General features: G+C 48.6%; 16 protein-coding genes. All 16 read left to right on the forward strand.

The window, feature by feature from the left end; genetic code table 11:
* Positions 1-2 precede the first annotated feature (2 nt).
* The 16 genes from MKY14_RS06180 to MKY14_RS06255 all read left to right on the forward strand — a co-directional run bounded on the left by MKY14_RS06180 (position 3) and on the right by MKY14_RS06255 (position 24550).
* Positions 3-1019: an LLM class flavin-dependent oxidoreductase gene (locus MKY14_RS06180; RefSeq protein ID WP_076184631.1), complete on the forward strand. Its 1017-nt coding sequence runs from the start codon at positions 3-5 to the stop codon at positions 1017-1019.
* Between the two features lie 53 nt (positions 1020-1072).
* On the forward strand, positions 1073-2254 hold the full coding sequence (locus tag MKY14_RS06185) for an amidohydrolase (protein WP_076218973.1): 1182 nt from the start codon (positions 1073-1075) through the stop codon (positions 2252-2254).
* Positions 2251-3423 carry an N-methyl-L-tryptophan oxidase gene (gene solA, locus MKY14_RS06190; protein ID WP_340977025.1) on the forward strand — a complete coding sequence of 391 codons (1173 nt, stop codon included), beginning with the start codon at positions 2251-2253 and terminating at the stop codon, positions 3421-3423. The genes MKY14_RS06185 and solA overlap by 4 nt, the downstream gene beginning before the upstream one ends.
* A complete protein-coding gene (locus tag MKY14_RS06195) occupies positions 3423-3902 on the forward strand; it encodes a DinB family protein (RefSeq protein ID WP_076190340.1) in 480 nt (159 codons plus the stop codon). The genes solA and MKY14_RS06195 overlap by 1 nt, the downstream gene beginning before the upstream one ends.
* Positions 3903-3977: 75 nt before the next feature.
* On the forward strand, positions 3978-5324 hold the full coding sequence (locus MKY14_RS06200; protein ID WP_076125544.1) for an LLM class flavin-dependent oxidoreductase: 1347 nt from the start codon (positions 3978-3980) through the stop codon (positions 5322-5324).
* A 207-nt stretch (positions 5325-5531) separates the two neighbouring features.
* Entirely contained in the window at positions 5532-6425 is an 894-nt protein-coding gene (locus MKY14_RS06205) for an ABC transporter permease (RefSeq protein WP_081383282.1), read from the forward strand.
* Between the two features lie 6 nt (positions 6426-6431).
* Positions 6432-7328: a carbohydrate ABC transporter permease gene (locus tag MKY14_RS06210; RefSeq protein ID WP_076218970.1), complete on the forward strand. Its 897-nt coding sequence runs from the start codon at positions 6432-6434 to the stop codon at positions 7326-7328.
* Between the two features lie 30 nt (positions 7329-7358).
* The gene (locus MKY14_RS06215; protein ID WP_248548284.1) at positions 7359-9044 is read left to right on the forward strand and encodes a hypothetical protein; all 1686 of its coding nucleotides are present in this window, start codon (positions 7359-7361) and stop codon (positions 9042-9044) included.
* A 102-nt stretch (positions 9045-9146) separates the two neighbouring features.
* Positions 9147-10937 carry a cache domain-containing sensor histidine kinase gene (locus tag MKY14_RS06220; protein WP_076184638.1) on the forward strand — a complete coding sequence of 597 codons (1791 nt, stop codon included), beginning with the start codon at positions 9147-9149 and terminating at the stop codon, positions 10935-10937.
* Positions 10937-12541 carry a response regulator gene (locus tag MKY14_RS06225; protein WP_340975994.1) on the forward strand — a complete coding sequence of 535 codons (1605 nt, stop codon included), beginning with the start codon at positions 10937-10939 and terminating at the stop codon, positions 12539-12541. The genes MKY14_RS06220 and MKY14_RS06225 overlap by 1 nt, the downstream gene beginning before the upstream one ends.
* A 10-nt stretch (positions 12542-12551) precedes the next feature.
* Positions 12552-15359, forward strand: coding sequence for a glycoside hydrolase family 2 TIM barrel-domain containing protein (locus MKY14_RS06230; protein WP_340975996.1), 2808 nt, complete (start codon positions 12552-12554; stop codon positions 15357-15359).
* 838 nt (positions 15360-16197) lie between these two features.
* Positions 16198-18846, forward strand: coding sequence for a glycoside hydrolase family 2 protein (locus tag MKY14_RS06235; RefSeq protein WP_076276558.1), 2649 nt, complete (start codon positions 16198-16200; stop codon positions 18844-18846).
* A complete protein-coding gene (locus tag MKY14_RS06240; RefSeq protein WP_340975997.1) occupies positions 18839-20944 on the forward strand; it encodes a hypothetical protein in 2106 nt (701 codons plus the stop codon). The genes MKY14_RS06235 and MKY14_RS06240 overlap by 8 nt, the downstream gene beginning before the upstream one ends.
* A gap of 210 nt (positions 20945-21154) precedes the next feature.
* The gene (locus tag MKY14_RS06245; protein WP_197740348.1) at positions 21155-22087 is read left to right on the forward strand and encodes a carbohydrate ABC transporter permease; all 933 of its coding nucleotides are present in this window, start codon (positions 21155-21157) and stop codon (positions 22085-22087) included.
* Positions 22088-22092: 5 nt separating this feature from the next.
* Entirely contained in the window at positions 22093-22977 is an 885-nt protein-coding gene (locus tag MKY14_RS06250) for a carbohydrate ABC transporter permease (RefSeq protein ID WP_051490964.1), read from the forward strand.
* Between the two features lie 142 nt (positions 22978-23119).
* On the forward strand, positions 23120-24550 hold the full coding sequence (locus MKY14_RS06255; protein WP_081383668.1) for an ABC transporter substrate-binding protein: 1431 nt from the start codon (positions 23120-23122) through the stop codon (positions 24548-24550).
* Positions 24551-24583: the final 33 nt, after the last annotated feature.

Below are 24583 nucleotides of genomic sequence, written 5' to 3' on the forward strand. Positions count from 1 at the left end.
CAATGGTTATTACAATCAGCGTACTTGATCAAAGTCCGATCTATCCGGGAGAAACGCCGGAGGAAGCATTCCAGCATACGATCAAGCTGGCACAATTGTCCGAAGAGCTTGGATTCCACCGGTTCTGGGTTTCGGAGCATCATGACTCCGAGCAGGTAGCCGGCTCTTCCCCGGAAGTACTTATCTCACATCTTCTGGCTAAAACAGAGCGAATCCGCATTGGCTCCGGTGGCATCATGCTCCAGCATTACAGCCCGTATAAGGTAGCGGAGAACTTCAATGTGCTGTCTACACTGGCTCCTGGACGAGTGGATCTCGGTGTGGGACGTGCTCCCGGTGGACTCCCACGTAGCACACAGGCACTACAGCAGGGAAAAGCTGAAACCCCAGACCTGACGGACAAAATCATCGAGCTGGAAAAGTATGTACATAACCGCCTCGAAGAAAACCATCCGCTGGCAGGGTTGAAGGCAGGTCCCCTTCCTGGTATTCCTCCTGAGTTGTATGTCCTTGGCGCGAGTGTAAGCAGCGCGGAAATTGCCGCTGAACTGGGGTTACCCTACGTATTCTCCCTGTTTATTAACAGCGATAAGGCGGTAGCGCTGGATGCCATTCGTGCTTACCGCAGCGGTTTCGCTTCTTCACAGGGCAGACAACCGCAAGCCATTATCGCTTTAGCGTTAGTGGTGGCTGAGACTGAAGAGGGAGCGAAAGAACTGGCAGGTGCGCATAAGCTGATCCGGATTCAACTGGCGAGCGGGAAGAAGCTGACAGTAGGGACCTTGGAACAGGCGGAGGAATTTGCCCGCCAGAGCAATGAAGCCTACACGATTGAAGAGCTGGAACCGGAGATTACCAAGGGAACAAAATCATCTGTCCGTGAACAGTTGTTGGAACTTTCAGAGGCATCCGGTGTCGAGGAGTTCATCATAACGACGAATGTACAGCCCTTTGACAAACGGCTCCGATCCTTTGAGCTACTGAGCGAAGCAATCGCTGAAGTGGCTGCAGAGGCATAAAGCGGGCGGGCTCGGTATCACACAGGAAATCGTGTAAAGGAGGGTGACTGTAAATGACAAGTAAAGCTAAAGAGTTGAGTGCGGAAGCGCTTGAAGAAGAATTAATCGGGATACGCCGTCATCTGCACCGGCACCCGGAACTGTCCAATGAAGAATATGGCACAACAGAATATATTATTTCCCTGCTGGAGCGGGCAGGAGTCAGGATCGTAGAATACGGTCTGTCTACCGGCGTGATCGCAGAGATTGGCGGCAAAAAGCCCGGTTCGGTCATCGCACTGCGCGCAGATATTGATGCCTTACCAATCCAGGAGGAAAGCGGAGTATCCTTTGCTTCATTATATCCCGGCAAAATGCATGCCTGCGGGCATGATTTCCATACGGCTGCCTTGATTGGTGCCGCCTATCAATTGAAACAGCGAGAGCAGCAATTACAGGGAACGGTGCGCCTGTTATTCCAACCAGCCGAGGAGAAGGCGCAGGGTGCACAACGAATCATTGCTAGCGGGGCACTCGAAGACGTCCGGGCAGTGATCGGGCTGCATAACAAGCCAGACCTGCCAGTCGGAACCATCGGTATTAAGGGTGGTCCTTTAATGGCAGCAGCTGACGGGTTTGTGATAGAAGTGCAGGGTGGCAGTTCTCATGCTGCCGTTCCGGAAGCTGGCATAGACCCGATTGTAGCGGCTTCGCATATTGTGACGGCATTCCAGTCCATTGTAAGTCGCAATGTCAGCCCGCTGCAGAGTGCGGTGGTCAGTGTGACGCAGATTCACAGCGGCAATTCATGGAACATTATCCCCGAAAAAGCGGTGCTTGAAGGGACGATCCGCACCTTTGATGAAACGGTGCGCAGCAAAGTGCTGGACCGGTTTCAGGAAGTGGCGGTCGGTGTAGCAGCGGCTCTTGGAGCAGAAGCTACCGTTCGCTGGATAGAAGGGCCACCTCCGGTTATCAACGATCCCTCCCTAGCAGCGCTTGGAGGTGAATCGGTCGATGCTCTTGGCTACCGAGCGATTCAGCCAGAGCTTTCTCTGGCTGGAGAGGATTTCGCCTTCTATCAGCGCGTGGTACCCGGACTGTTCGTTTTTGTAGGTACTGAAGGAAGCCAGGAATGGCATCATCCGGCCTTCAATCTGGATGAACGCGCACTCCCTGTGGCAGCACGTTTCCTTGCGGATGTAGCTGTACGATCCCTAGTGCAGTACAGTCCCGATGGAGGTGCAGAATTATAGCTGAACATAACAGTTACGATGTAATTATCGTCGGCGCAGGCTCGATGGGCATGAGTGCCGGTTACTATCTTGCGAGGCGCGGAGTGAAGACGCTGCTAATTGATGCCTTTGATCCTCCACATACACAGGGAAGCCATCACGGGGAAACGCGGCTGATCCGGCATGCTTACAGTGGTGATCCCGCCTACATTGATTTGGCTCTGCGGGCAGATCGTTTATGGAAAGAAGCTGAGCAGTTGAGCGGAATAGAACTGCTTGTCCGCTCGGGTGTATTGAATCTCGCAGATAGTGCAGTGTATTCCTTTAGCGGTCGTCTCGCGGAAGCAATGAAACGGAAGGTGCAGGTACAGCATCTGGATGCCGGAGAGATCCGGCGGCGCTGGGCGGGATTGAACATTCCGGAAACATTCGCAGCAATGTATGAACCAGATGCCGGGTATTTGTACAGCGAGCGCTGTATCTCCGCCTACCGCCAGCTTGCCCTTGGACAGGGTGCGGAACTGTTGACGAACACTTCGGTAGTAAACATCACCGCCCGCGAAAGCAGTGTAACAGTTCATACAACAAACGGCGATTATCACGGAGCGTCAGCTATCCTTAGTGCCGGAGCCTGGTTTGGTGCGTTAGCGCCTTTTGTGCATTTGCCAATCAAGTCGATCCGCAAAGTTGTGGGCTGGTTTGAGAGCTCACCTGCTTTTGCAGCCGGTAACTTCCCTGGCTTCACGCTAGGAGCTGAGGAAGGTGGCTATTATGGCTTTCCCAGCATTGCTGGAGCCGGTCTGAAGATCGGCCGGCACGATACGGGGCTGGAATGGAAACCAGGCACACTACTTGCTCCCTTTGGCAGTGAAACCAGCGATGAGCAAGACCTCCGAAGAGTACTGGAGACTTACATGCCGGGTGCAGCTGGCCGATTACTTAAAGGATCTGTATGCAAATATGAGCATACACCTGATGAAGATTTCATTATTGACCGCCATCCGCTCCACTCCAATGTGCTGGTAGCCGGAGGGTTCTCAGGGCATGGTTTTAAATTTTCTAGTGTTGTAGGTGAAATACTTGCTGATTTGGCGACAAGTGGAGCTACCAACCACAACATTCAACCTTTTGCGTTATCACGTTTTACACCTGATCATTCGCAAGCAGGCCTAATTTTGGAGGGGATTTAATGAGCAAAGTTCAAATTAGCAATTTTTTAAGTACGCACAACCAACTGGTGCATGCAACCGCAGGGTTATCAGAGGAACAGCTGAAATGGAAGGCAGCACCAACGAGTTGGAGTATTACTGAGGTGTTAGCCCATCTAGCTGATCACAGCATTGTGGTTTCGTTCCGTATACGTGATATTCTCGCTGCTACAACTGCGCAGCTGCCAGTCTTCAATCAGGACACTTGGGTCAGCGGCCAGTACGCCAATAGTGGTAGTGCTTCCGATAGTCTGGAGTTGTTCCGCAGCCTGCTTTATTATAACAGTCTATTGTTTGAACGACTCAGCGCAGAGGATTGGGAAAAAAGCGGGGTTAACTTCAAGGGGGAAAACGTTAAAATTTCCGATATCGTCCATAGCTTCACCGCACATGTAGAGAGACATCTTGGCCAGATTGAGCGAATCAAGCAGGGCGCAGCCAATGCATCGTTCGTGCAATGAATACTTTCATAGTTAGTTTTGCATGAAGTAAAACCTGGGAATCGTATGCTCACAAAACTTTTAGGAGGAATGAACATGACCAAACCAAAACAACTGAAGCTAGGCGCACTGCTGCATGGAGTAGGAGGCAGTACGTCGATGTGGCGCCATCCTGATGCTAAGCCGGATGCAAGTGTAAACTTTGAATTATACAAAGCGTGGGTACAGAAGGCAGAAGAAGGCAAGCTGGATCTGATCTTCATCGCAGACGGTTTGTACATTAATGAAAAGTCCATTCCGCATTTCCTTAACCGATTTGAACCGCTGACCATTCTTAGCGCACTCGCCGCCGTCAGCACCAACATCGGTCTGGTTGGTACCCTTTCCACCTCCTACAGTGAACCGTTTACCGTCGCGCGTCAATTCGGCTCACTGGATGTAATCAGCGGTGGCCGGGCCGGCTGGAATGTGGTGACTTCACCGCTGGAAGGCTCTGCCTCGAATTACAGCAAAACAGAGCATCCTGACCATGGCAAGCGTTACCGTATTGCTACCGAATATTTGCAGGTGACACGCGGATTATGGGATTCCTGGGAGGATGATGCGTTTGTTCGAGATAAAGAAACAGGTGTATTCTTTGATCCGCAAAAAATGCATACCCTGGACCATCAAGGAGAGTTCTTCTCCGTGAAAGGACCGCTCAATATTGCTCGTTCGAAGCAGGGGCAGCCAGTCGTGTTTCAGGCAGGTTCCTCAGAAGTTGGTAAAAATTACGCCTCAAAGGAAGCGGATGCTATCTTCACTGGCCACGAAACGCTAGAAGATGCCCAGGCATTCTATAGCGATGTTAAGACACGGGTAGCTTCATTTGGCCGGGATCCGAATGAGGTGCTGATCTTTCCTGGTATTGCACCAATCATTGGCGACACATCAGAGGAAGCAGAGCGTAAATATCAGGAGGTTGCTGGTCTCGTGACGATTGAGAATGCACTGAACTATTTGGGCAGATTCTTCGAGCATCATGATTTCTCGCAATATCCGCTGGATGAACCGTTCCCTGAGCTTGGCGAGTTGGGGCGTAATAGTTTTCAGAGCGGCACGGATAAAATCAAAAAGGACGCGAAGGAGAGAGGCTTAACACTAAGACAGGTCGCCTTACAATCCGCTACCCCGCGCAGCAGCTTTATTGGCACACCTGAGCAAGTGGCTGATCAGATTCAAACCTGGTTTGAGGGTGGAGGAGCAGACGGATTTATGATCGCAGCTGCTGTTCCTAATGGACTGGAGGAATTCGTCGATCGGGTAGTGCCGATTCTGCAAGAGCGGGGCCTGTTCCGCACTGAATACGAAAGTAGCACCCTGCGTGGAAATCTCGGTATTCCATTGCCAGAGAACCGCTATTCCAAGGCTTCACAACCGGTAGGGCAAAAAGCCGTACATTAACAATAATAATTTGAATCGAATAATTAGCTTTCGTCATAAAAAATGTAACGCAGCCGTTTAAGGCTGCGTTTATTTGCGTGCGAGCGGAGCTTGTCTAACAACGTAAGCGCTTTAAAGAACCAATCAGAGCAATAGATAACCAATCACTGTTATATAGGCAGGGTTCCCGCTGCACCTTATGATAGAAATATCAAGGAGGGATGTAAATTGTACGCTAAGTTCTACAAGTACCGATGGCAATATTTAATGATTCTTCCGGGAGTGCTGTTGCTATTTTTGTTCAGCTATATTCCGATGGCAGGGATTCAGGTCGCCTTCCGCGACTTTCAGATTGGCACCTCGATCTGGAACAGCACATGGGTGGGATTAGACAACTTTTCTTTCCTGCAAGATCCCCAGTTTTTAACTGTCGTCAAAAATACGTTATATATATCTGTGCTTAAGTTCATCTTCGGATTCCCGGCACCGATTCTACTGGCACTGGTGATTAACGAGGTAACCCGGCCTGTATTTAAGCGATTCGTGCAATCGGTCAGCTATTTGCCTCATTTTTTCTCATGGATTGTAGTCGCTTACATCCTGCAGTCTTTTCTGACTTTGGATGGTGGGCTGGTCAATCAGTTCATCGAGAAAGCAGGCGGTGATCCTGTATTTTTTCTAGGTTCCACGGAGTGGTTCCGGCCCATGGTTATATTAAGCGGCTTGTGGAAAGAGACCGGCTGGAACACGATTCTCTATCTGGCTGCGATCACAACGATTGATCCGCAATTGTATGAGTCCGCCAAAGTAGAGGGTGCAGGAAAGTTAGCCCAGATTCGGCATATCACCTTCCCGGGTATTCTACCGACAATATCGATTGTGCTAATTCTGAGTATCCCAAGCCTGATTTCAGTAGGGATGGATCAGATTTATCCGCTGATGAATTCTGCTAATCAAGGGGTCGCGGATGTACTGGATACGTATATCATCCGCAACGGATTGCAGCAGGGATATTTTGGGATGGCGACCGCGGTGGGATTGTTATCCTCAGTGATCAGCTTGATATTGGTTGTTTCGACTAATCAGTTATCCAGAAAAATAAATGGTGAAGGATTATGGTGATGGCATATGAAGCTCAGCAGAGGTGAAAAAATAGCTCAATACGTCATCGTCATAGTACTGGCCGGTCTGTGCTTGTCTGTACTATATCCATTCCTATACATGCTGGCCATCTCACTGAATGACGGTGCAAGTGCGGCCAAAGGTGGCGTGTATCTATGGCCCAAGAATTTCACATTAATTAATTATGAGATTGTATTAGGAAATGAGATTATCCGCCAGTCTTATCTAATTACAATCGCTAGGACAGTCATTGGCACATTCGCAGGACTTATCGTCACACTTCTGGTGGCCTTTGGCTTGTCCTACCGCGGTCTTCCATTAAGAAGCACGATACTAGGCTATGTTCTTTTAACCATGTTATTCAGTGGAGGACTGGTTCCTTTCTATATTCAGCTTAATAATCTCGGGCTTATCAACACGTTCTGGGTGTATATTTTCCCCGGGCTGTTCTCGGTCTGGAACATGTTTGTCATGCTGAAGTTTATACAGGGAATCCCTGAAGCTCTGGTAGAATCCGCTGAACTAGATGGAGCCGGTCCTGTTCGTACTCTGATTCAGATTATTATTCCACTCTCTCAACCTATGCTTGCCGCACTTGGATTGTTTACCGCAGTGGGACACTGGAATGACTGGTTCGCCGGTGCTTTCTTCGTCACGAAGCAGAACCTGATTCCGGTGCAGACCTTCCTGCAGCAATTGCTCGCTGCTCAGGATTTATCCGCTGTCCTTGGCTCGAATACCAACCAGGAAGCTTTGGCGAGAAGCTCACAAATGCAGAACATTACGCTGATGTCGATTAAGATGGCAGTCGTTATGGTGAGTGCAATCCCCATCCTGTGCGTGTATCCGTTCCTGCAGAAATATTTTGTGAAAGGAGTTCTTGTAGGGTCAGTAAAAGGCTGATTTTCAATAATAGAACAGGGGGAAAAATCAATGATATTCAAAAAAACGGGTCTAGCCGCTTTGGCTGCAGCAACCTTACTGATGTCTATTGCCGGATGCTCCGGATCAGGTGAGAATACTGCGAACAAGCCTGGAAGCGACAATGAAACGTCAAGTAACCAGCCCGCCAGTGGCTCGACATCTTTTAATCTCTGGCTTGGATGGACGGCAACCATCAATAATGATAGTTTGGTCCAGAAATATTGGCGTGAACAGGAGCCTGGAGTAAATGTGAAGCTGGAAACCACTCAAGGCGACGCGATGACTGCACTTAATTTGAAGATAAACACTGGCGGCTTTGAAGATGCAGCTATCTTCAGCAGAAACGAAACGGTCAAAAGCGCGATGAACCGGTCGAAACAGCTAATGCCGCTAGAGCAGTATTTCGACATGCCTGACAAATATCCAGGACTGGCGTCTATTCCAAAGCAGTATCTGGAACTTATGAAGGATAATGAGGGTCATATCTGGTCCATTCCTACCTGGTTTGACCAAAACCCGGAAGATCCGTGGCCAGGCTGGGCATCTCAAGCCTGGATTGTCAGAAGTGATGTGCTGGAGAAAACAGGTATGACCAAAGAGGACTTAGCAACGTTAGAAGGAGTTGAGACCTTCCTTCGGAAAGCTGCAGAAGAGAAGGATGCTTCCGGCAAATCGCTTATTCCTCTATCATTCCTGATGGACACTAGTGATAATCTGGGCTGGAGCGATGAAAACGCGATTTTGACAGCATTCGGGGTGACTACAGCAGGTAATGGCGTTGACAAACGCGGCGATGATTTTGTATTCGCTTACGACGATCCCAATTATAAAGCAGCTTATCAATGGATGAACAAGATGTACCAGGAGAAGTTGATCGATCCAGAGGTCGTCACCAGCAAAAGAGAACAGTATACAGAAAAGAACAAATCGGGTCGTATTGCCTTCAATGTCGGCAGCTTCTGGAACATTCCTGCCTCAGCCTGGGAGACATTGGACGGCCCAACAGAGCCAGGGTGGTTTTACGAAGCGATCCCTTTTCCTAAAGTGGATGGTGTAGAGAAAGTCGGAATTAACCAGGTTACCAATCCGAATCCAGGCTATGATGTCTATGTTAGTGAAAAAACTAAAAATCTGGAAGCTATTCTGAAATTCTTCGATTATACCTTGCAGCCAAAACCCGAGCAGCAGCAGGTCATTAATGAAGGACCGGCGGGATTATACTGGGATTGGATTGATCAACCGTTGGGCAAATGGAAATTCACAGACGAAACCTACAAGACGAGCCGCAATTCCGGAGACACCGCACAAAAAGCTAAAGTCACCCCTGAGCTTTACATGACTGCCTCTTACAGCAATGAATGGTACCCATGGTGGAACACAGAGGATGCAGGAAAAGCCGGAGCTGCTAAGACCATTAAGTTCACTGAAGCTATCGGCAAAATGGGAACGATCCGCGTGGCAGAGCCTTATGATCTATTCCAGATGAAACAGGGCGGCGCATGGGAGAAATATTCACCGGAGATCGAAAATATCCGCAAGGAATATCGAGCCAAGCTTTTAATGGCCAAAGACGAGGGGCAATTCGAAAAGAATTGGAGCGATTTCCAAGCAGCACTAGAGAAGCGTGGGCACTGGAGTGAAGTCAAGCAGGAGTGGCTGGATACGTACAAGGAGGAAGTAACAGCCTTGCAATAGACAACAGTGATGCTCTTTCAGTCGCGGATCGTAAACGATAAAAAATTAATGGAGCACCTCTCACTTGGAGGGGGCTCCCTTTGCACTTCATGGGGGGAATCTATGATTAAACAACAAATAGAGAAATGGATCATCCGTATGACCCGTTCCATGAACCTGAGGAGTAAAATTGTATTATTCTACGGACTAATTGTATTTCTCCCCACCGTACTGCTGGCTGCAGGTGCAGGGTATATGATGCTTCATACGGTGCGGGCCAATTATATGCTTACGATCAGGGAAGCCGTTCGGCAAAGTGCGCAGAGTATTGAATTCAGGAAGCAAAGCTATGATCTGCTGGCTACCCGGACGGCTACGGATGGTGAGCTGATCTCTAGATTAGCCAGGGACTATGCGGATATCGATGAACAATTGGGTACGGTCAATTATGTGGACCGATCCTTTCTGCTCACCAGCAAATACTTGCCAGGTATTGAGAATTTCCGAATCTATCATACCAACGATACACTAGTGCAAGATGGAGGGCTTCTGTGGAAGCCGGAAGAACGTAGCCTTTCGGGAATTCGAGAGCGGGATTGGTATACGAAAATGCTTCGCACAACAGACAATCTGGTATGGACTAATGCAGCTGACGACAGGACTAAGCTAGTGGTATCCCATAAAATTCTGAACGCGTATGGAGATGTTTACGGGATTGTGTACCTGTTACTGAACTATAACGGTGTCTTCATGGAATCGTTCGAACATCCTTTTGAAGGGGCCGGAGAATTGTATATCGTTGACGACAACGAACGCATTATTGCATCCTCGGAGCCCTCTGAAATTGGCAGCCGGTTATCCTCATCCTCCTTAGGTCAGTACTGGAACAACTCGTTGGAAACCTCAGCAACAAAAAGCGGGATGATGCTGATCACTCAGGAGATTAAGTCTGGCTGGACGGTTGCCGCACTTGTGCATCTTGACCGACTGGAGGAGCAGTCTACGCGGATTATGTACTATATCGGAGCAGGTATTGCATTTTTCCTGCTGCTGTCCATCTTTCTAATCATGATTGTACTTAAAAATGTGATTTGGCGGATCCGCAAGCTGGGCACCAGGATGACAGATATCTCACAGGGCTATTTCGAAGTTACAGTGAGAAACCGTGACAACGATGAGCTGGGGGAGCTTGAGGTATTGTTCAATTCCATGTCTGGCCGTTTGAGAAAACTGGTCGAAGAACATACAGAGGCCATGCTCAAAGAGCGGGAGCAATCATTCAGGGCGTTGCAGGCACAGATTAACCCTCATTTTATTTATAATTCGTTAAGCCTGATCCGTTGGCGGGCATTAGATCAGCAGGACGAATTGCAAATCCGAACCATAGATGCGCTGACGACATTCTATCGGCTGGCACTCAATAACCGGGTTAATGTGACGCTGATCCGTGACGAAATTGAGCATCTGAAAGCGTATATCGAAATTCAGCAGCTGCGTTATCCCGGTCAGGTATCCGTAGAGTGGCTGGTAGAGCCGGACGTTCTTGACCTGTACAGCATTAAGCTGATCCTACAGCCAACGGTCGAGAACTGTTATCTGCACGGGGGCATCACAACTAGAACTCATGCTTTTATACAAATTACGATCAAACGAGTGGAGAATACGGTGCAGTTTCAGATTTTTGATAATGGAAAAGGGATTGGCAGTGAGAAGCTGGAACAGATCCGTGCCGGCAGCTACACGGGTACGCAAAACGGATTCGGGATGAACAATATCCGTGAACGTCTTGCATTGTATTTTGGCACAGAGGGCCGCTTTGAGATTGAAAGTGTAGAAGACGAATGGACTTGTGTAACCATTGATATCCCTGTTTGCAAGGAAAGTCCTGAGATAAAAAAGGGGGATGGAGCTTAATGCGGGCATTAATTGTCGACGACGAGCCTATGCAGATTCAAGGGCTTCTTCGTCATATTGGCTGGAAAGCTCTGGGGTATGAGGAACCGTTAACTGCATTATCTGGTGAAGAAGCACTAACGATTCTAGGAGAAACTCCTGTGGATGTGCTGATCGCTGACGTCTCGATGCCCGGTATGACAGGGATCGAACTGCTCGCCAGATGCAGAGCGGATTATCCGACACTCCAGTCTTTACAGACTGTGATGATCAGTGGATATGACGAGTTTGAATTTGTGCAGGAGGCTATACATCTGGGAGCTAAAGCTTACGTTCTGAAGCCCATCAAGACGGAAGAACTCGAAATGAAACTGGCTGTGTTCAGAGAAGTAGTTGAGAAGAAAAAACAGATTGAACAGGAAACCACTGTACTTAGGGAGAAAGTTACAGAGAGCTATGAGGTGCTGCAGGAACGTTTCGTCAAAGATATGGTCGAAGGCTGGATCCACAGTGATGAGCTGCTCGAATCCTGGCGGCGCCTGCTGGATCTGCCTAATGGGGAATGGCAGGCAACTTTATTCCTGTTCGGATATGACCGCAGGTTCCTAGATAATCCGCATGATGCCAAGGATCGGATCCTGCTTAGCGAAGGGCTATTGAACTGCGTTAAGACTGGTCTATCTGGTTTCTCCGGTACCTATATAGGGAAGACAGGAGCGGATGAACTGGCCGTCATTGTGCTGAACGCAACGCCATTGGTGCGGGCAAGACTTGAGAAGCAGCTTGCGTTTATCCAAGATATCCTAAGAGAGCAGTATAAAGCCTCCGTCTCGGTCGGAATCAGCAGAGAGTGTTTGTTCTGGACGGAAATACCGTTGCTGTATAAGGAAGTAAGGCATATGATGAGCGGTGCCAGGCTGGCCGGCTACGGACAAATCCTCTATTTCGACCGGAACTTGATGAATGAATATCATGATTTCAGGTTGCGTGAAGAATACATTCCGGAAATCGTTAAGCTACTGGACAGAGGAGAGAGCGATAAAGCTTCCGCTTATTTCAATCATGCTTTCGAAGTGTTACTTGCACGAGAGCCTGTATCCTTCTCCTATGTGCAGGCTTTCGGAATGGGGTTGCTTAGCGAGCTAGCCAGAAAACTGAAGCGTGTACATGAGAAGGAAACAGAGATGAACATCCTCATGTGGCAGCGGCTGATCGACTGTACAGGCGTAGATGAAGTCAGGAAGGTCGTACTGGAATATTTGGCGCAATATGCTAAGCTTAATCAAAGAGAGCAGGTCGCTCAGCAGCATAACCTTATCCAGCGGGTCGCCCGCCAACTGGAGGAGCATCTGCATGAGAACATGACTGTTAAGCAGCTTGCTGAGCAGTTCCACTTGAATCACAGCTATTTAAGTGTTCTCTTCAAGAAAGAAATGGGCCGGACGATTTCCGACTTCGTGCAGGAAGCGCGTATGAACAAAGCCAAGGAACTGCTTCGTGACCCCAATATTAAGGTTTACGAGGTTGCCGAGCAGGTGGGCTTTCAGACCGCGGCTTATTTTGCCTTCCTTTTTAAGAAAACAACCGGCACTACACCTCAGGAGTTCAGAGATTATCATTATTAGGAGTGATATTTTGCAGACAAAGATCAGCCTGGAAGGCGAATGGAAGTTGCAATTGGATGAGGGAAAACAAGGACTGCTGGCATTGCCTTTTACAGATGTTATCACACTGCCCGGAACAACGTCCTACGCACGCAAAGGTCCGAAGAACGAGGATGTTTTAGTAAGCGCATTAACGGATGAGTATTTGTTTGAAGGGCAAGTCTGGTATTCAAAAGAGGTCGTCATTCCGGAAGAACTAGCCGGCAAAGTCTGCTTCCTATATTTGGAACGCACGAGACTGACGACTCTATGGCTGGACCATCAGGAAATAGGCAGCCGTAACAGTCTAAATACCCCACATATATATGAGTTGCCGCAGCTTCAACCTGGGAATCATACGCTCACCATCCGCGTGGACAATACTGGTTACCCAACCAAAGGTGGACATTTAACGTCGCAGGATACCCAAACCAACTGGAACGGGATTACCGGACGTATGGAGCTTCAGTTCTATGGTGAGTCACGGCTCAGCGGCATCCGGCTCGATCCGGATCTCTCAGCCCGCTCAGTCCGAATCACGGCAACCTTGGACAGCAGGAATGAATCTATACTTACAGTGTCTGCTCAGAGCTTCAACAGCGACAATACACATGCTGTGGACGAGCGGGAGTACCCAGTCTCACTGGGTAGTTTTTCCGTCAACTATGAGCTTGGTCAAGACGCGCTGCTCTGGAGTGAAGGCGCTCCCAATCTTTATAACATAAACCTTGTTTTGAAAGACAGCGATGGATATATAACGGACCGACAGGAGCTCGTTTTTGGATTGAAGGAATTCCGGGCAGAAGGCGATAAGTTTACAATCAACGGAGAAAAAACCTTCCTCCGCGGCAAACATGACGGCCTGATCTTCCCGCTTACCGGTTATGCCCCGACTGACGTCGAGGAATGGGTAAGAATCCTGGGCATCTCCAAGTCTTACGGCATCAATCATTATCGCTTTCATACCTGCTGTCCGCCGGAAGCTGCTTTCACCGCAGCGGATATGCTCGGTATCTACATGCAACCAGAGCTTCCCTTCTGGGGAACAATCACAGAAGAAACCGACGAGGGACATGATCAGGCGGAGCAGGACTATCTGATCAGCGAAGGCTATGCCATTCTTCAGGCTTTTGGCAATCACCCCTCCTTCGTGATGATGTCGCTTGGCAATGAGCTATGGGGCAGCAAAGCTAAGATTGATTCCTTCCTAAAGGACTATAAAGCATTTGATAATCGGATTCTCTATACACAAGGATCCAATAACCACCAATGGGTGCCAGAAATTCTGGAACATGACGATTTTTTCAGCGGCGTGCGCTTCTCCAGAGATCGGCTGTTCAGAGGCTCCTATGCGATGTGTGATGCTCCATTAGGTCATGTCCAGATTGATCTGCCAGGCACGATGAAAGACTATGACGATCAGATCGTCCCTCAGGATTTCTTCAACGAAGAGGGGTTGGAAGCTGCCGCTGGCGGCGAGATCCAGATCCAGTATGGTACGGAAGCCAAGACGGTGAAGGCTGGAGACGCTTCCGCAGAATGGATACCGCACATTCCGGTAATCTCGCATGAGATCGGACAGTATGCTACCTATCCTAATTATGAGGAAATCGATAAATACAACGGTCCGCTCAAAGCTGAGAATTTCAAAATTTTCCGTGAACGACTGGAAAGTAAAGGGCTGGGTCATTTGGCCGCCAAATATTTTGAATCCTCGGGGCAACTGGCAGTAGCTTGCTACAAAGAGGAACTCGAGTCTGCATTCCGCTCCCGGCGGCTTGCGGGCTTCCAACTGCTTGATTTGCAGGATTTCAGTGGCCAGGGAACGGCGCTGGTGGGTGTCCTCGACGCCTTTATGGATTCCAAAGGAATGATAAGTGCTGAGGACTGGCGAACTTTTTGTAATGATGCCGTTCTGTTGGCAAGATTCCCCAAGTATAACTATGTCTCTGGTGAATCGTTCGATGCCCATGTCGAACTGAGCTGTTTCCGCAGTGGTATGCCGAGTGCATTTGAACTGCATTGGGAGCTTACCGAGGATAACGGTATACTCGCCTCAGGTTCAACCGAGGTGGACGTACCTGCAGGAACGAATTATATCGATATCTGCGATCTGGCAATAAAACTACCTGTAGTTGAACGGATGAGTACTATCGTATTATCCCTCTCCATACAGGGAACAGATATCCGTAAGAGCTACGACCTGTGGATTTATCCAGTGAAGAGTGGCAACATGCTGGAGGGTGTCCATGTCTTCGACAAGCTATCTGATAATGCGCTTGCATTGCTGGAGCAAGGTGAGAATGTGCTGCTTATGCCGAACCCGGAATCTCTCCAAAATGCTGTTGAAGGTTATTACTGCACAGATTTCTGGTGTTATCCAATGTTCCGCTCGATCTCAGAGAGCATGAACCGGCCAGTACCCATTGGTACTATGGGGCTGTTGATTGATAACAAGCACCCGGTGCTTCGTGAGTTCCCGAGCGAGGAATATTCTACCTATCCTTGGTGGAGTATTGTTGAGAATTCGAAATCGCTCATCATGGATGCAACTGACCGCGATTGGAATCCCGTTGTGCAGACTATCGATAATTTTGAACGCAATCATAAGCTGAGTTTCCTAGTGGAATGCAGTGTAGGAGCAGGCAACCTGCTGATATGCGCATTGGATGCTGTTAAGGTTAGCGATACGCCGGAAGGCAGACAGTTCTTATCCAGCCTTGCGGGTTATATGAAATCAGACGATTTCAAACCACAGTACAAGGCCAATGTTGCGGAGCTTCTAGAGCTGATCCAATAGGCAGAGGCAGGCGATTACTGAGCTACTTATCGCATTTTATATGGATGAACAGTCCAAGGGCGCTATACTAAAAACTACATTTTTATTGAGTAAGACAGAAGGTTTCATCGTAAAAAACTCTAGAGCAGCGTTTCTCATAATAAAGAGAGATTCGCTGCTCTTAGTTTTTTGCTGCTTTTAGTTTATTGGTAGCCGCCAGCTTCAACTGTGTCATCGTTATCTGAGTCTCTGAGGGTTTCGGACCCAGATGACACTATTTGCTAATTTTCAGCCTTTTGAACAACATTTCGGACTCCAGTGACGCTATTGCTTAAAAAGAGGTCCATATGTGTTGTATTTCATACAGATAGTGGCTATGGGGACCGTTAGCCCACCAAAAGTACAATAATACTGCTTTTAGCGTCATCTATGTCCGATAGGTGGTGCTACATTGTTGCAATAGTTCTTAAAACTTCTATCGAACAAAAAGTACAGGAGTTCACCAAGCAGCCTTTCGCGGCTGAAGGGAACTCCTTTTTTCGCGTTCGACGTATTACACGTATTGGTAAAGCACGGGAGTCAGAGGCTCCGAAACAAAACAAGCCTTAAAAAGCCACCTCTATAGATGATTGCTGATAAGCCTCACTCCAGCCTAGAGGGGTTGTTTGTGTTTATCAGCAACTGAGCAGTTTTACAAACGATTTCACAGGGTTGGAGACCTTTGAAAACATTAACCCGGTGCTATCATTGGTAATGAAGCTGCACACCTAAAGTTGTAAGCGCATTAACGAATGGCGCCAGAGCCGCTCATCGTCAGGAACAGCGCCAAATTTAGCAGGGTTTGGGGGAACGGGAAGACATGAATGAAATTCGATTGAACGATTTGAAGTGGGAAGTCAAAGGGTATTGGCCCTGGGTTCCGCTAAAGGGCACCAGTATGGAGCTGGGACAGGAATTGATGGGGGTTACGGACTGGATGCCTGCCACTGTGCCGGGTGGAGTTCACTATGATCTCTTCAGACAGGGCTGGATTACCAACCCTAATCAAGAGTTAAATAGCCTGAGTTGTGAATGGGTGGAGAACCGCTGGTGGGTTTACCGTACGACCTTGAAGCAGCCTGAGCTGAGAGCAGCCAGAGTTGAACTGGTCTTTCAGGGACTGGACTATGAAGCCTCGGTATACGCTGATCATTTACTGCTGGGTGAACATAAAGGTATGTTCGAGCCGGCTGTATTTGATGTTACAGACCTGCTCTCCGGGCGGGAAAGCCTTGAAATTTCAGTGCTGTTGAAGCAGGCGCCAGATGAAATGGGGCAAATCGGCAAAACCTCGGCTACCTTCACGCAGAAGAGCCGTTTTAATTATAAATGGGATTTCTCTACCCGGTTGGTCAATGTCGGAATTTGGGATGATGTGGTATTGAGGGTACATCAACAGTGCTCTTGGGATGATGTGTCGATCACTACAGATGCGGAGTTTGGCGAGAACGATAGAAATCAGATCTCGTCTGGTCGAATTACCATTCAAGCTGGAATCAAGCGAATGGCTGGCTCTGAAGATGATGGGACACTGACAGCGTGCATCACCTGTGCTGATCCGGAGGGGAATCCGCTGCTGGTTCAATCGCGACTAGTTCGAGCTGGAGAGCTTCTGAACGCGGAGCTGGACATACCCGAACCTGAGCTATGGTACCCAAACGGTTATGGAAAGCAGCCACTGTACAATCTTGAACTAAAGCTACTGGATGAAGCTGGAACGGAGTTGGATACCCAGAGCTTTCAAACGGGCATTCGCAAGCTCGATTATATCCACAATGTAGACAGTCCAGACAACGCCCTACCATATACAGTGGTGATTAACGGAAGCAAGATCTATATGAAAGGGGTAAATATGACCCCTCTGGACCATCTCTACGGGAATGTAACGGTTGAACAATATCAACTGATGATTCGTCTGATGAAAGCAGCTCATATTAATCTCGTTCGGGTATGGGGCGGTGGAATCATTGAGAAAAAGGCTTTTTACGACTTATGTGATGTGAACGGCATTATGGTCTGGCAGGAGTTCATTCAGTCGAGTTCAGGTATTGACAATATCCCTTCGAAGCAGCCGGAGTTTCTGGAGCTGCTTCACAAGACTGCCTGCACAGCGCTCTGTGACAAACGCAATCATGTATCGCTAACGGTATGGAGCGGCGGCAATGAATTAATGAGTGAGCCAAATAAGCCTTCCGACAGCAGCGATTCCAATCTGGCGATGTTGAAAGAACTGGTAGAACAGTATGATCCGCAGCGACTCTTCCTACCGACCTCAGCTTCCGGCCCGGTAGAATATATTACGGATGCCAAAGGTCAGGGGCATGATGTGCACGGTTACTGGAAGTATATGGGAAACCCTTATCACTACGAGTTATATGGCAGCAATGATAATCTGCTGCACAGCGAATTTGGGGTGGACGGTCTGAGTTCTCTCAAAAGTCTGGAGAAATTTCTGAGTGAGACCAACCGGCGACCGGTTTCTATGGAGAACAACGCGATATGGAGACATCACGGGGAGTGGTGGGATACGCTGAGCCGTGAAGAAGAAATGTTCGGCAGCATGACAGATTTGGAGCAGTTCTCTGCCTGCAGCCAGTGGATACAGGCGGAAGGAATCCGGTTCGTGCTGGAGGCTAACCGCCGCCGTAAGTTCCGAAACAGCGGCAGCATTGTATGGCAATTCAACGAGCCGTGGCCGAATGTGTCCTGCACTAACCTTGTCGATTATTACGGTGAAACGAAGATGGCCTACCATTGGGTGAAATCTGCCTTCCGTCCGCTACATGTTTCGCTGGACTACCGCAGTCTACTGCTTACACCAAGCACCGGATTTCAGGGAGATGTATACGTGCATGGAGGAAATGGACACAGGGTAGAAGTCGACGCGGAAGTCTTCGATGCAGTCGGACGGTGCATCTATCAGCAATCATTTGAGGCAGAGGGAAACAAAGATCAGGCTGTCGGCGCTGGGGTGCTGAATTTCAACGTGCCAGAGCATGAGGATGCTTTATATTTCGTCAGATTGTCCTACCAGGACGGCGATGAAGCACCACAGCAGAATTTATATGTATTCTCTACCAATAAAAAGCATCCATATGCTCCCGCGCTTGCACTTATAGGAGGCAATCTTGAGGTGCGTCAGGAGAGTTTATGGCAGCCGACGGGTGCTCAGGAGAAGAGCCAGCAGGCCCTTTTTACAGTCCAAAATACCGGTAGTGAAGTTTTACTGCATATCCATGCAGAGGAAAGGGGAGACCGCTACTGGATGGAAGCGGATGAGCAGTTCCATACCCTCTTTCCGGGTGAGACCAAAACAGTAACGGTTACTTGCACTCCTAAACTCTCAGGAGGATTCCTGTCTGGGGAAAATTATAGGATCACAGATGGCTTGCCAGAAATTAGATTCATGTCGTTCCTAACAGCACAGAGCAGAATGATACAGGTTGGAGGAGAAAAAAATCGTGAGTAAAACATTGTGTTTTGTACCGGAGGTACATGTTCCGCTAAGTCGGTTTATTCAAGCCAAGGGATCTACACCTGTCGCTATACCTGTTAGCAGAGCAGTGGCTGATTACTTAAGGCTGCACAACGCTCCACTGCTGCTTGCTTGCTTGCGAGGCGGCGAAGTAGCTTATCAGAAAGCGAATTGGTCAACCCTCCATGAAGACACTGTTGAAGTTGAAGCAGCAGAAGGGATCTCCGAGAAAGAGGAGGGGGTATTTGTATTAGTCAGTCCTATGCTGACCAATATGCTTCCTGTAGTGTCTCACTGGGATAATAGCGTTGCTGAGGGAAAAGGAGGCTTCCGTTATGGCGGAACAGATGGCATAGGGACATTGCGGATGGACGAAGCCGGGGAAAAGGTTGTTTCCGAGCATGCACGGCTCTACAATAGCGACCCAGATAGCCCTTATGTATACAATACGGAAGATCATCAGCTGTTCGGAGGCAACGAGGGAAATAAGAATTTTAAAACTCCGCAATTCGAGCATTATATCGGTGACCGCTACAGTCTCTATGCTGTAGATGATCTAGTTGCAGTTTCCTTGAGCGACCGCATCCTTAAGACCTTCGGATTTCCGGTGGTTTTCCGCAATGCATCCACAGACAATGCTTCACTTTTAAGTAATGCGCCTGTATTTCAGCTCATCAGCGGCAGTCTGCTAGTTACAGAGAATGACCAGCATAGCCTTGCTTCCTATATTCTGCCGCCCTTTTGGAGCGCGGCAAATGTTAAGGGATATCCACTGTTGTTCAATGGTTATTATGATGCCAATGAGAATACCTTCAGTACGGTAGGTCCCTCATTTCTGGAAATCATCGGCAAGACTCTGGCCAGCACCGGCAAAGGCGTTGTCGGCATTCTGTGGAACGGAGGAGGATATATCGGCAGCCGTTCCTTGCAAGGCTCCATCTATGCTGGCATTGGGGCGGCAATTACCAGAGGTCAAGAAAGTTATGGCGGTGATGCAGAGCGGGTAGTGGCTGTAGGTGGTTCGCGCGGCGGCTTAACTGCGCTGCTGGCTGGAGGCAATCCGCTTTGCTTACCCTACCGGGTGCGCTACACACTGTGTTATGCACCGCCGTTGATTCTGAACGGGCTTACCCGTGAGTTTGCCGAAGGAGCTTGCCCACTGATCTGGCATGTGGCGGAAGTAGACACCGGTTACCGGGAAATCTGGAAGAAAGATTGGCAGCATCCACAGAACGGCAGCACGGGAATCGAGACTCTGCTACAGACTCTGACGGGAACTATTGACTCTGCAAGTCTAAAGGAAACGACCGGACTGGAATCCGAATTTTTTCTGGAGGGTCTTAAAGCGAGTGGCACAAAGCTGCTGATTAACCATGGCACGCATGATGCCTTTACCCTTAGCCGCTTCAGCTTTTCCTTCGCGGCTTTGGTCCGGAGTCGCGGGATACCGCTTCGCCATGAGATCGGATACCGCTTCGGCCATAACAACTGCACGGATCTTTACGAGCAAGCTATTCTATGTCTAATAGCTCTGCTACAGGAACAGGAGCTCGAATTCACGGGCACGGTGCATTATCGCAGACGCAGTCCGGCTGCGGGAGAGTGGGAGCAGACCGAACGTTTTGTCCCAACTCATCAACCCGTTTTTCTGGAAGCACCTAAGTTCGTAGCGGTGGGTAGCCCTGTGGCTTGGACTCTTTATGGAGAGCCGGGAATGGAATACCGCCTGGATCTGGGAATCCTAGATCAGCAGGCTTGGGAACAGAAGCAGCAGGTAGTTCGAGATGAGCGCATCACACTGGCGTCCGGTGTATTGCCGGACAAACAGCATCCGCTTGAACTCTGCTCGTGGCAGGATGGCGTAAGCCAGCTCACTGACGGACAACATGCGGGCTTATATCTTTATGAGCTGTCATACAGGCTCAAGGGTGAGCAGAAGTGGAGCGTAGTTTCTCCCTCCCGTGTGCCACAGCCCGGCGTAGAGCCTCAGTCGGTGCTTCGTATTTTGGAGGAGCAGCCCAATCCGGCGAGCGAAGCGTTTCGGGCGGAAGCGGCCGTCCTCTGCATCAGCGCAGGGTTAAGTGAGGCCTAAACGATTCACCATAACATGAACATAAGCGGTGTGCGGCCATTCCGGTGCGTGCACTGCTTTTTTTTGCCAACAAATAAGTAGCTTTACAAACGCTTTCGCAGGGTTACCGGATTTCGGCGCTCAGTAGGAAGCGCTATCATTTAGGTATAACAACTATACAACGCCTGACCGGATTAAAGCTTGATTCCGGGAGGAAGGAAGGACAGGAGCATGATTGGAAAAACCAGTGAACTAAATCCTTTAATGACAGAGAAAAAGAAAGGTTATCCTGTACGGCGTTTATTCAAAGATTGGTCATCCTGGATATTAATTGTACCCACACTGTTTGCCTTTTTCTTTTTTTCCTGGCAGCCGCTCGTGAAGGGCATTGTGCTCTCTTTTTTCAATACTGAGGGTTATAATGCCGTAAGTTTCGCCGGACTGCAGAATTACAAGGATGTTATACAGAACTCGGCGTTTCAACAGACATTGACCAACTCTTTTGTGTATGTGTTCTGGTCACTACTGATCGGTTTTGCCGTACCCATTATTGTCGCTGTCGTGATTAATGAATTGAGACATGGGAAGTCATTTTTTCGCTTTTCGGTCTTTTTTCCGAGTATGGTTCCCGGCATTGCCGCTTCGATGTTATGGATGTTTTTGTTTGAGCCCGGAAAGGGTGGCGTGCTGAATATTATGCTGAGTGCCATGGGATTTCCGGTGCAGCAATGGCTTCAGGATCCGCAAATGACGATAATGCTGATTATCTTCACGATTACCTGGCGAAATTTCGGGGGAACAGTGCTGCTTTATCTGGCAAGTCTACAGAGTATTAATCATGATCTGTACGAAGCAGCCTCGATTGACGGTGCGAATGTATGGCGGAGATTCAAAAGTATCACCATTCCGCAAATCTCTAGCATGATCGGACTGATGATGATTTTGCAGATCAGCGGTGTATTCCAGATCTTCAATGAACCCCTGGTAATGACTGAGGGTGGACCGAACAATGCCTCAATGACCTTGATGCTGCAAAGCTATTATTATGCGTTCCGGAGTTTTGAAGCAGGCCATTCAATGGCGCTCGGGGTTATTACTTTTCTAGTCCTGATGGTGCTTACCATTATTTATTTCCGGCTGGATAAGAAATTGAACAGGGAGTAGAAGCTATGAAAACTAAAGAAGCATATGGCATTATCGGCAATATAGAATACAGATCACCTTGGGTGCGCCTGCTGTATTGGTGCATGTTCATTCTGATGATTGTGCTGGCCGCTGTCTGTATTTTGCCTCCGGTCTGGATTATGGTCTCAAGTCTGAAGGACATCAAAGAGTTTTATGCAATCCCGCCCACCCTGATCCCCCGCTCGTTCAATGTTGGCAAGCTATGGGAGACCTGGCAGGAGTTTAACTTCCTCAGTTATTATCTGAATACGGCTTATCTGGCCGCAGGTTCTGTACTGTTCTGCCTTACTTTTAACGGACTGGCCGGATATTTCTTCTCCAAGCTAAAGCCGCGGGGCAGTGCCCTGCTGTTTGCCCTGATCGTGTGGACCATGATGGTGCCGAATACAGTGGGCATGGTGCCGCTGTTTAAGAATCTGATTGATTTTCCGCTGTTGCACTTGAACCTGACCAATACTTACTGGCCGATGTGGTTTATGGCTGCTGTGAATCCGGTGGTAATTCTGATCTTCAAAAACTTTTTCGATACCATCCCACAAGCGCTGCTGGAAGCAGCCAAAATTGACGGAGCGAGCACCATCGGTATTTTTATTCGAGTCATTCTCCCGCTCAGCGGACCAGTTATGGCTACAATTACAATCCTTACGATGAACAGTGTCTGGCAGGACTTCTTCTGGCCCTTTATGGTGCTGAAGGATAAATCGACCTGGTCGGTCATTGTGGCTATTTACAATCTGAAGGCGACATTGCCGCAGGACATACAGTTTATTGCGTTGACGTTTGCGATTCTGCCGCCGATTATCCTGTTTATTTTTTTCCAAAAGTACATTATGAACGGGCAATCCTTCGGCGGCAGTATTAAAGGGTAACATCACCCGATCACAAACCATTTCACAGTTTTGCCCCGTAGGGTGCTGCAGAAGGTGCATGTTAAGATGATTTCAGATTCAAAAAGAAAGCGCTTTACATGTTGCGAAGAATGCTTTAACAATAAGACTAGGGGGAATTACATTGAAAAAAGGACACACCAAGAACCTGACAGCTACACTGGCACTTACGCTGCTTTTTTCTGCCGGACTGGCTGGCTGCGGAGGCGGCTCCAATGAGAAGAATGCCGGAGGAAAGACGGAGACAGCGGGCAATCAACAGGTGACGATCAAGGTCAGTAACTGGCCAAAGCCGAATGAGGAAGCCAAAATCGCCCAGTATGAGCAGGTCATGGCGAAGATGAAAGCCAATTATCCGGAAATTATTGTGGACAAAGATGAATGGGGGTATGACGTCAGCTCATTCCTGCCAAAAGCGGCCAGCGGCCAGCTTCCGACGGTATACGAAACCTTTTTTACAGAAACAAGCAAAATCATCAAGGCAAATTACGCCGCTGACATAACGGATACGATGAAAAAATATGGCTACGACAAGGCGATCAATCCAGATCTGCTGAAAATGGTTACCAAGGACGACAAGTATTATGGGATTCCGAAGGACGGATACGTCATCGGTATGCTCTACAATATGAATCTTTTCAAGGAGGCTGGACTGCTGGACGACAAGGGAATTCCTAAATTTCCTAAAACATATGAAGAGCTAGCAGAAACTGCGCAGATTATTAAACAAAAGACCGGTAAAGCCGGAATGTTCTTGCCTACAAAAAGTGGTCAAGGCGGTTGGATGTTCATGAACATTGCCTGGGCATACGGAGCAGAATTTGAAAAACAGGTAGACGGGAAATGGCAGGCGGTGTTCAATTCGCCGGAAGCAGCAGCGGCCCTGCAATATGTGAAGGACTTAAAATGGAAATATGATGTACTGCCCGACAACAATCTGGTCGATGTTACGAACGATATGTTCCGCTTGTTCGGAACCGATCAGGTCGCTATGAGCTTCGGCACGAATGACTGGTCACCGGTCATCCAGCAACAGACTAAGATGTCCAAGGACAATGTGGCAATGTCCGCGCTTCCAGTAGGACCGATCGGGAAACCTGTAACCCTGCTCGGTGGCGGCCTATATATGTTCTCGCCTAATGTAACACCTGAGCAGATTGATGCCGGATTCAAATGGCTAAAAACCTACGGATTTACACCAGAGTCCTCTGAAGAGGCACTGACCGGTTGGGATATTGAGAAGAAGACACTGAGCGATCAAGGGCTGATCGTAGGGCCTTACGGGCTGCGGATTTGGACTGATGAGAAACGGATTGGAGAAGAACAAAAGATTCTCGACAAATACAACAACGTCAATCTGGATTTGTTCCGTGATTATATGGACAATGGCAGCAAAGGCATGCGGGCGGAAGAACCAGTCAACGCACAGGAATTGTACCAAAAGCTGGATATCGTACTGCAAACCGTACTGACGGACAAGAACGCAGATCCGCAACAGATCTTGGATAGGGCTGCCGAAGAATTCCAACGTGATTATCTCGATAAGGTTAAATAAAACGCAGACCAACGGCGACGTCGTCCTTCTGAA

Source organism: Paenibacillus sp. FSL R5-0887, from assembly GCF_038002305.1.
Classification (GTDB): domain Bacteria; phylum Bacillota; class Bacilli; order Paenibacillales; family Paenibacillaceae; genus Paenibacillus_AQ; species Paenibacillus_AQ odorifer.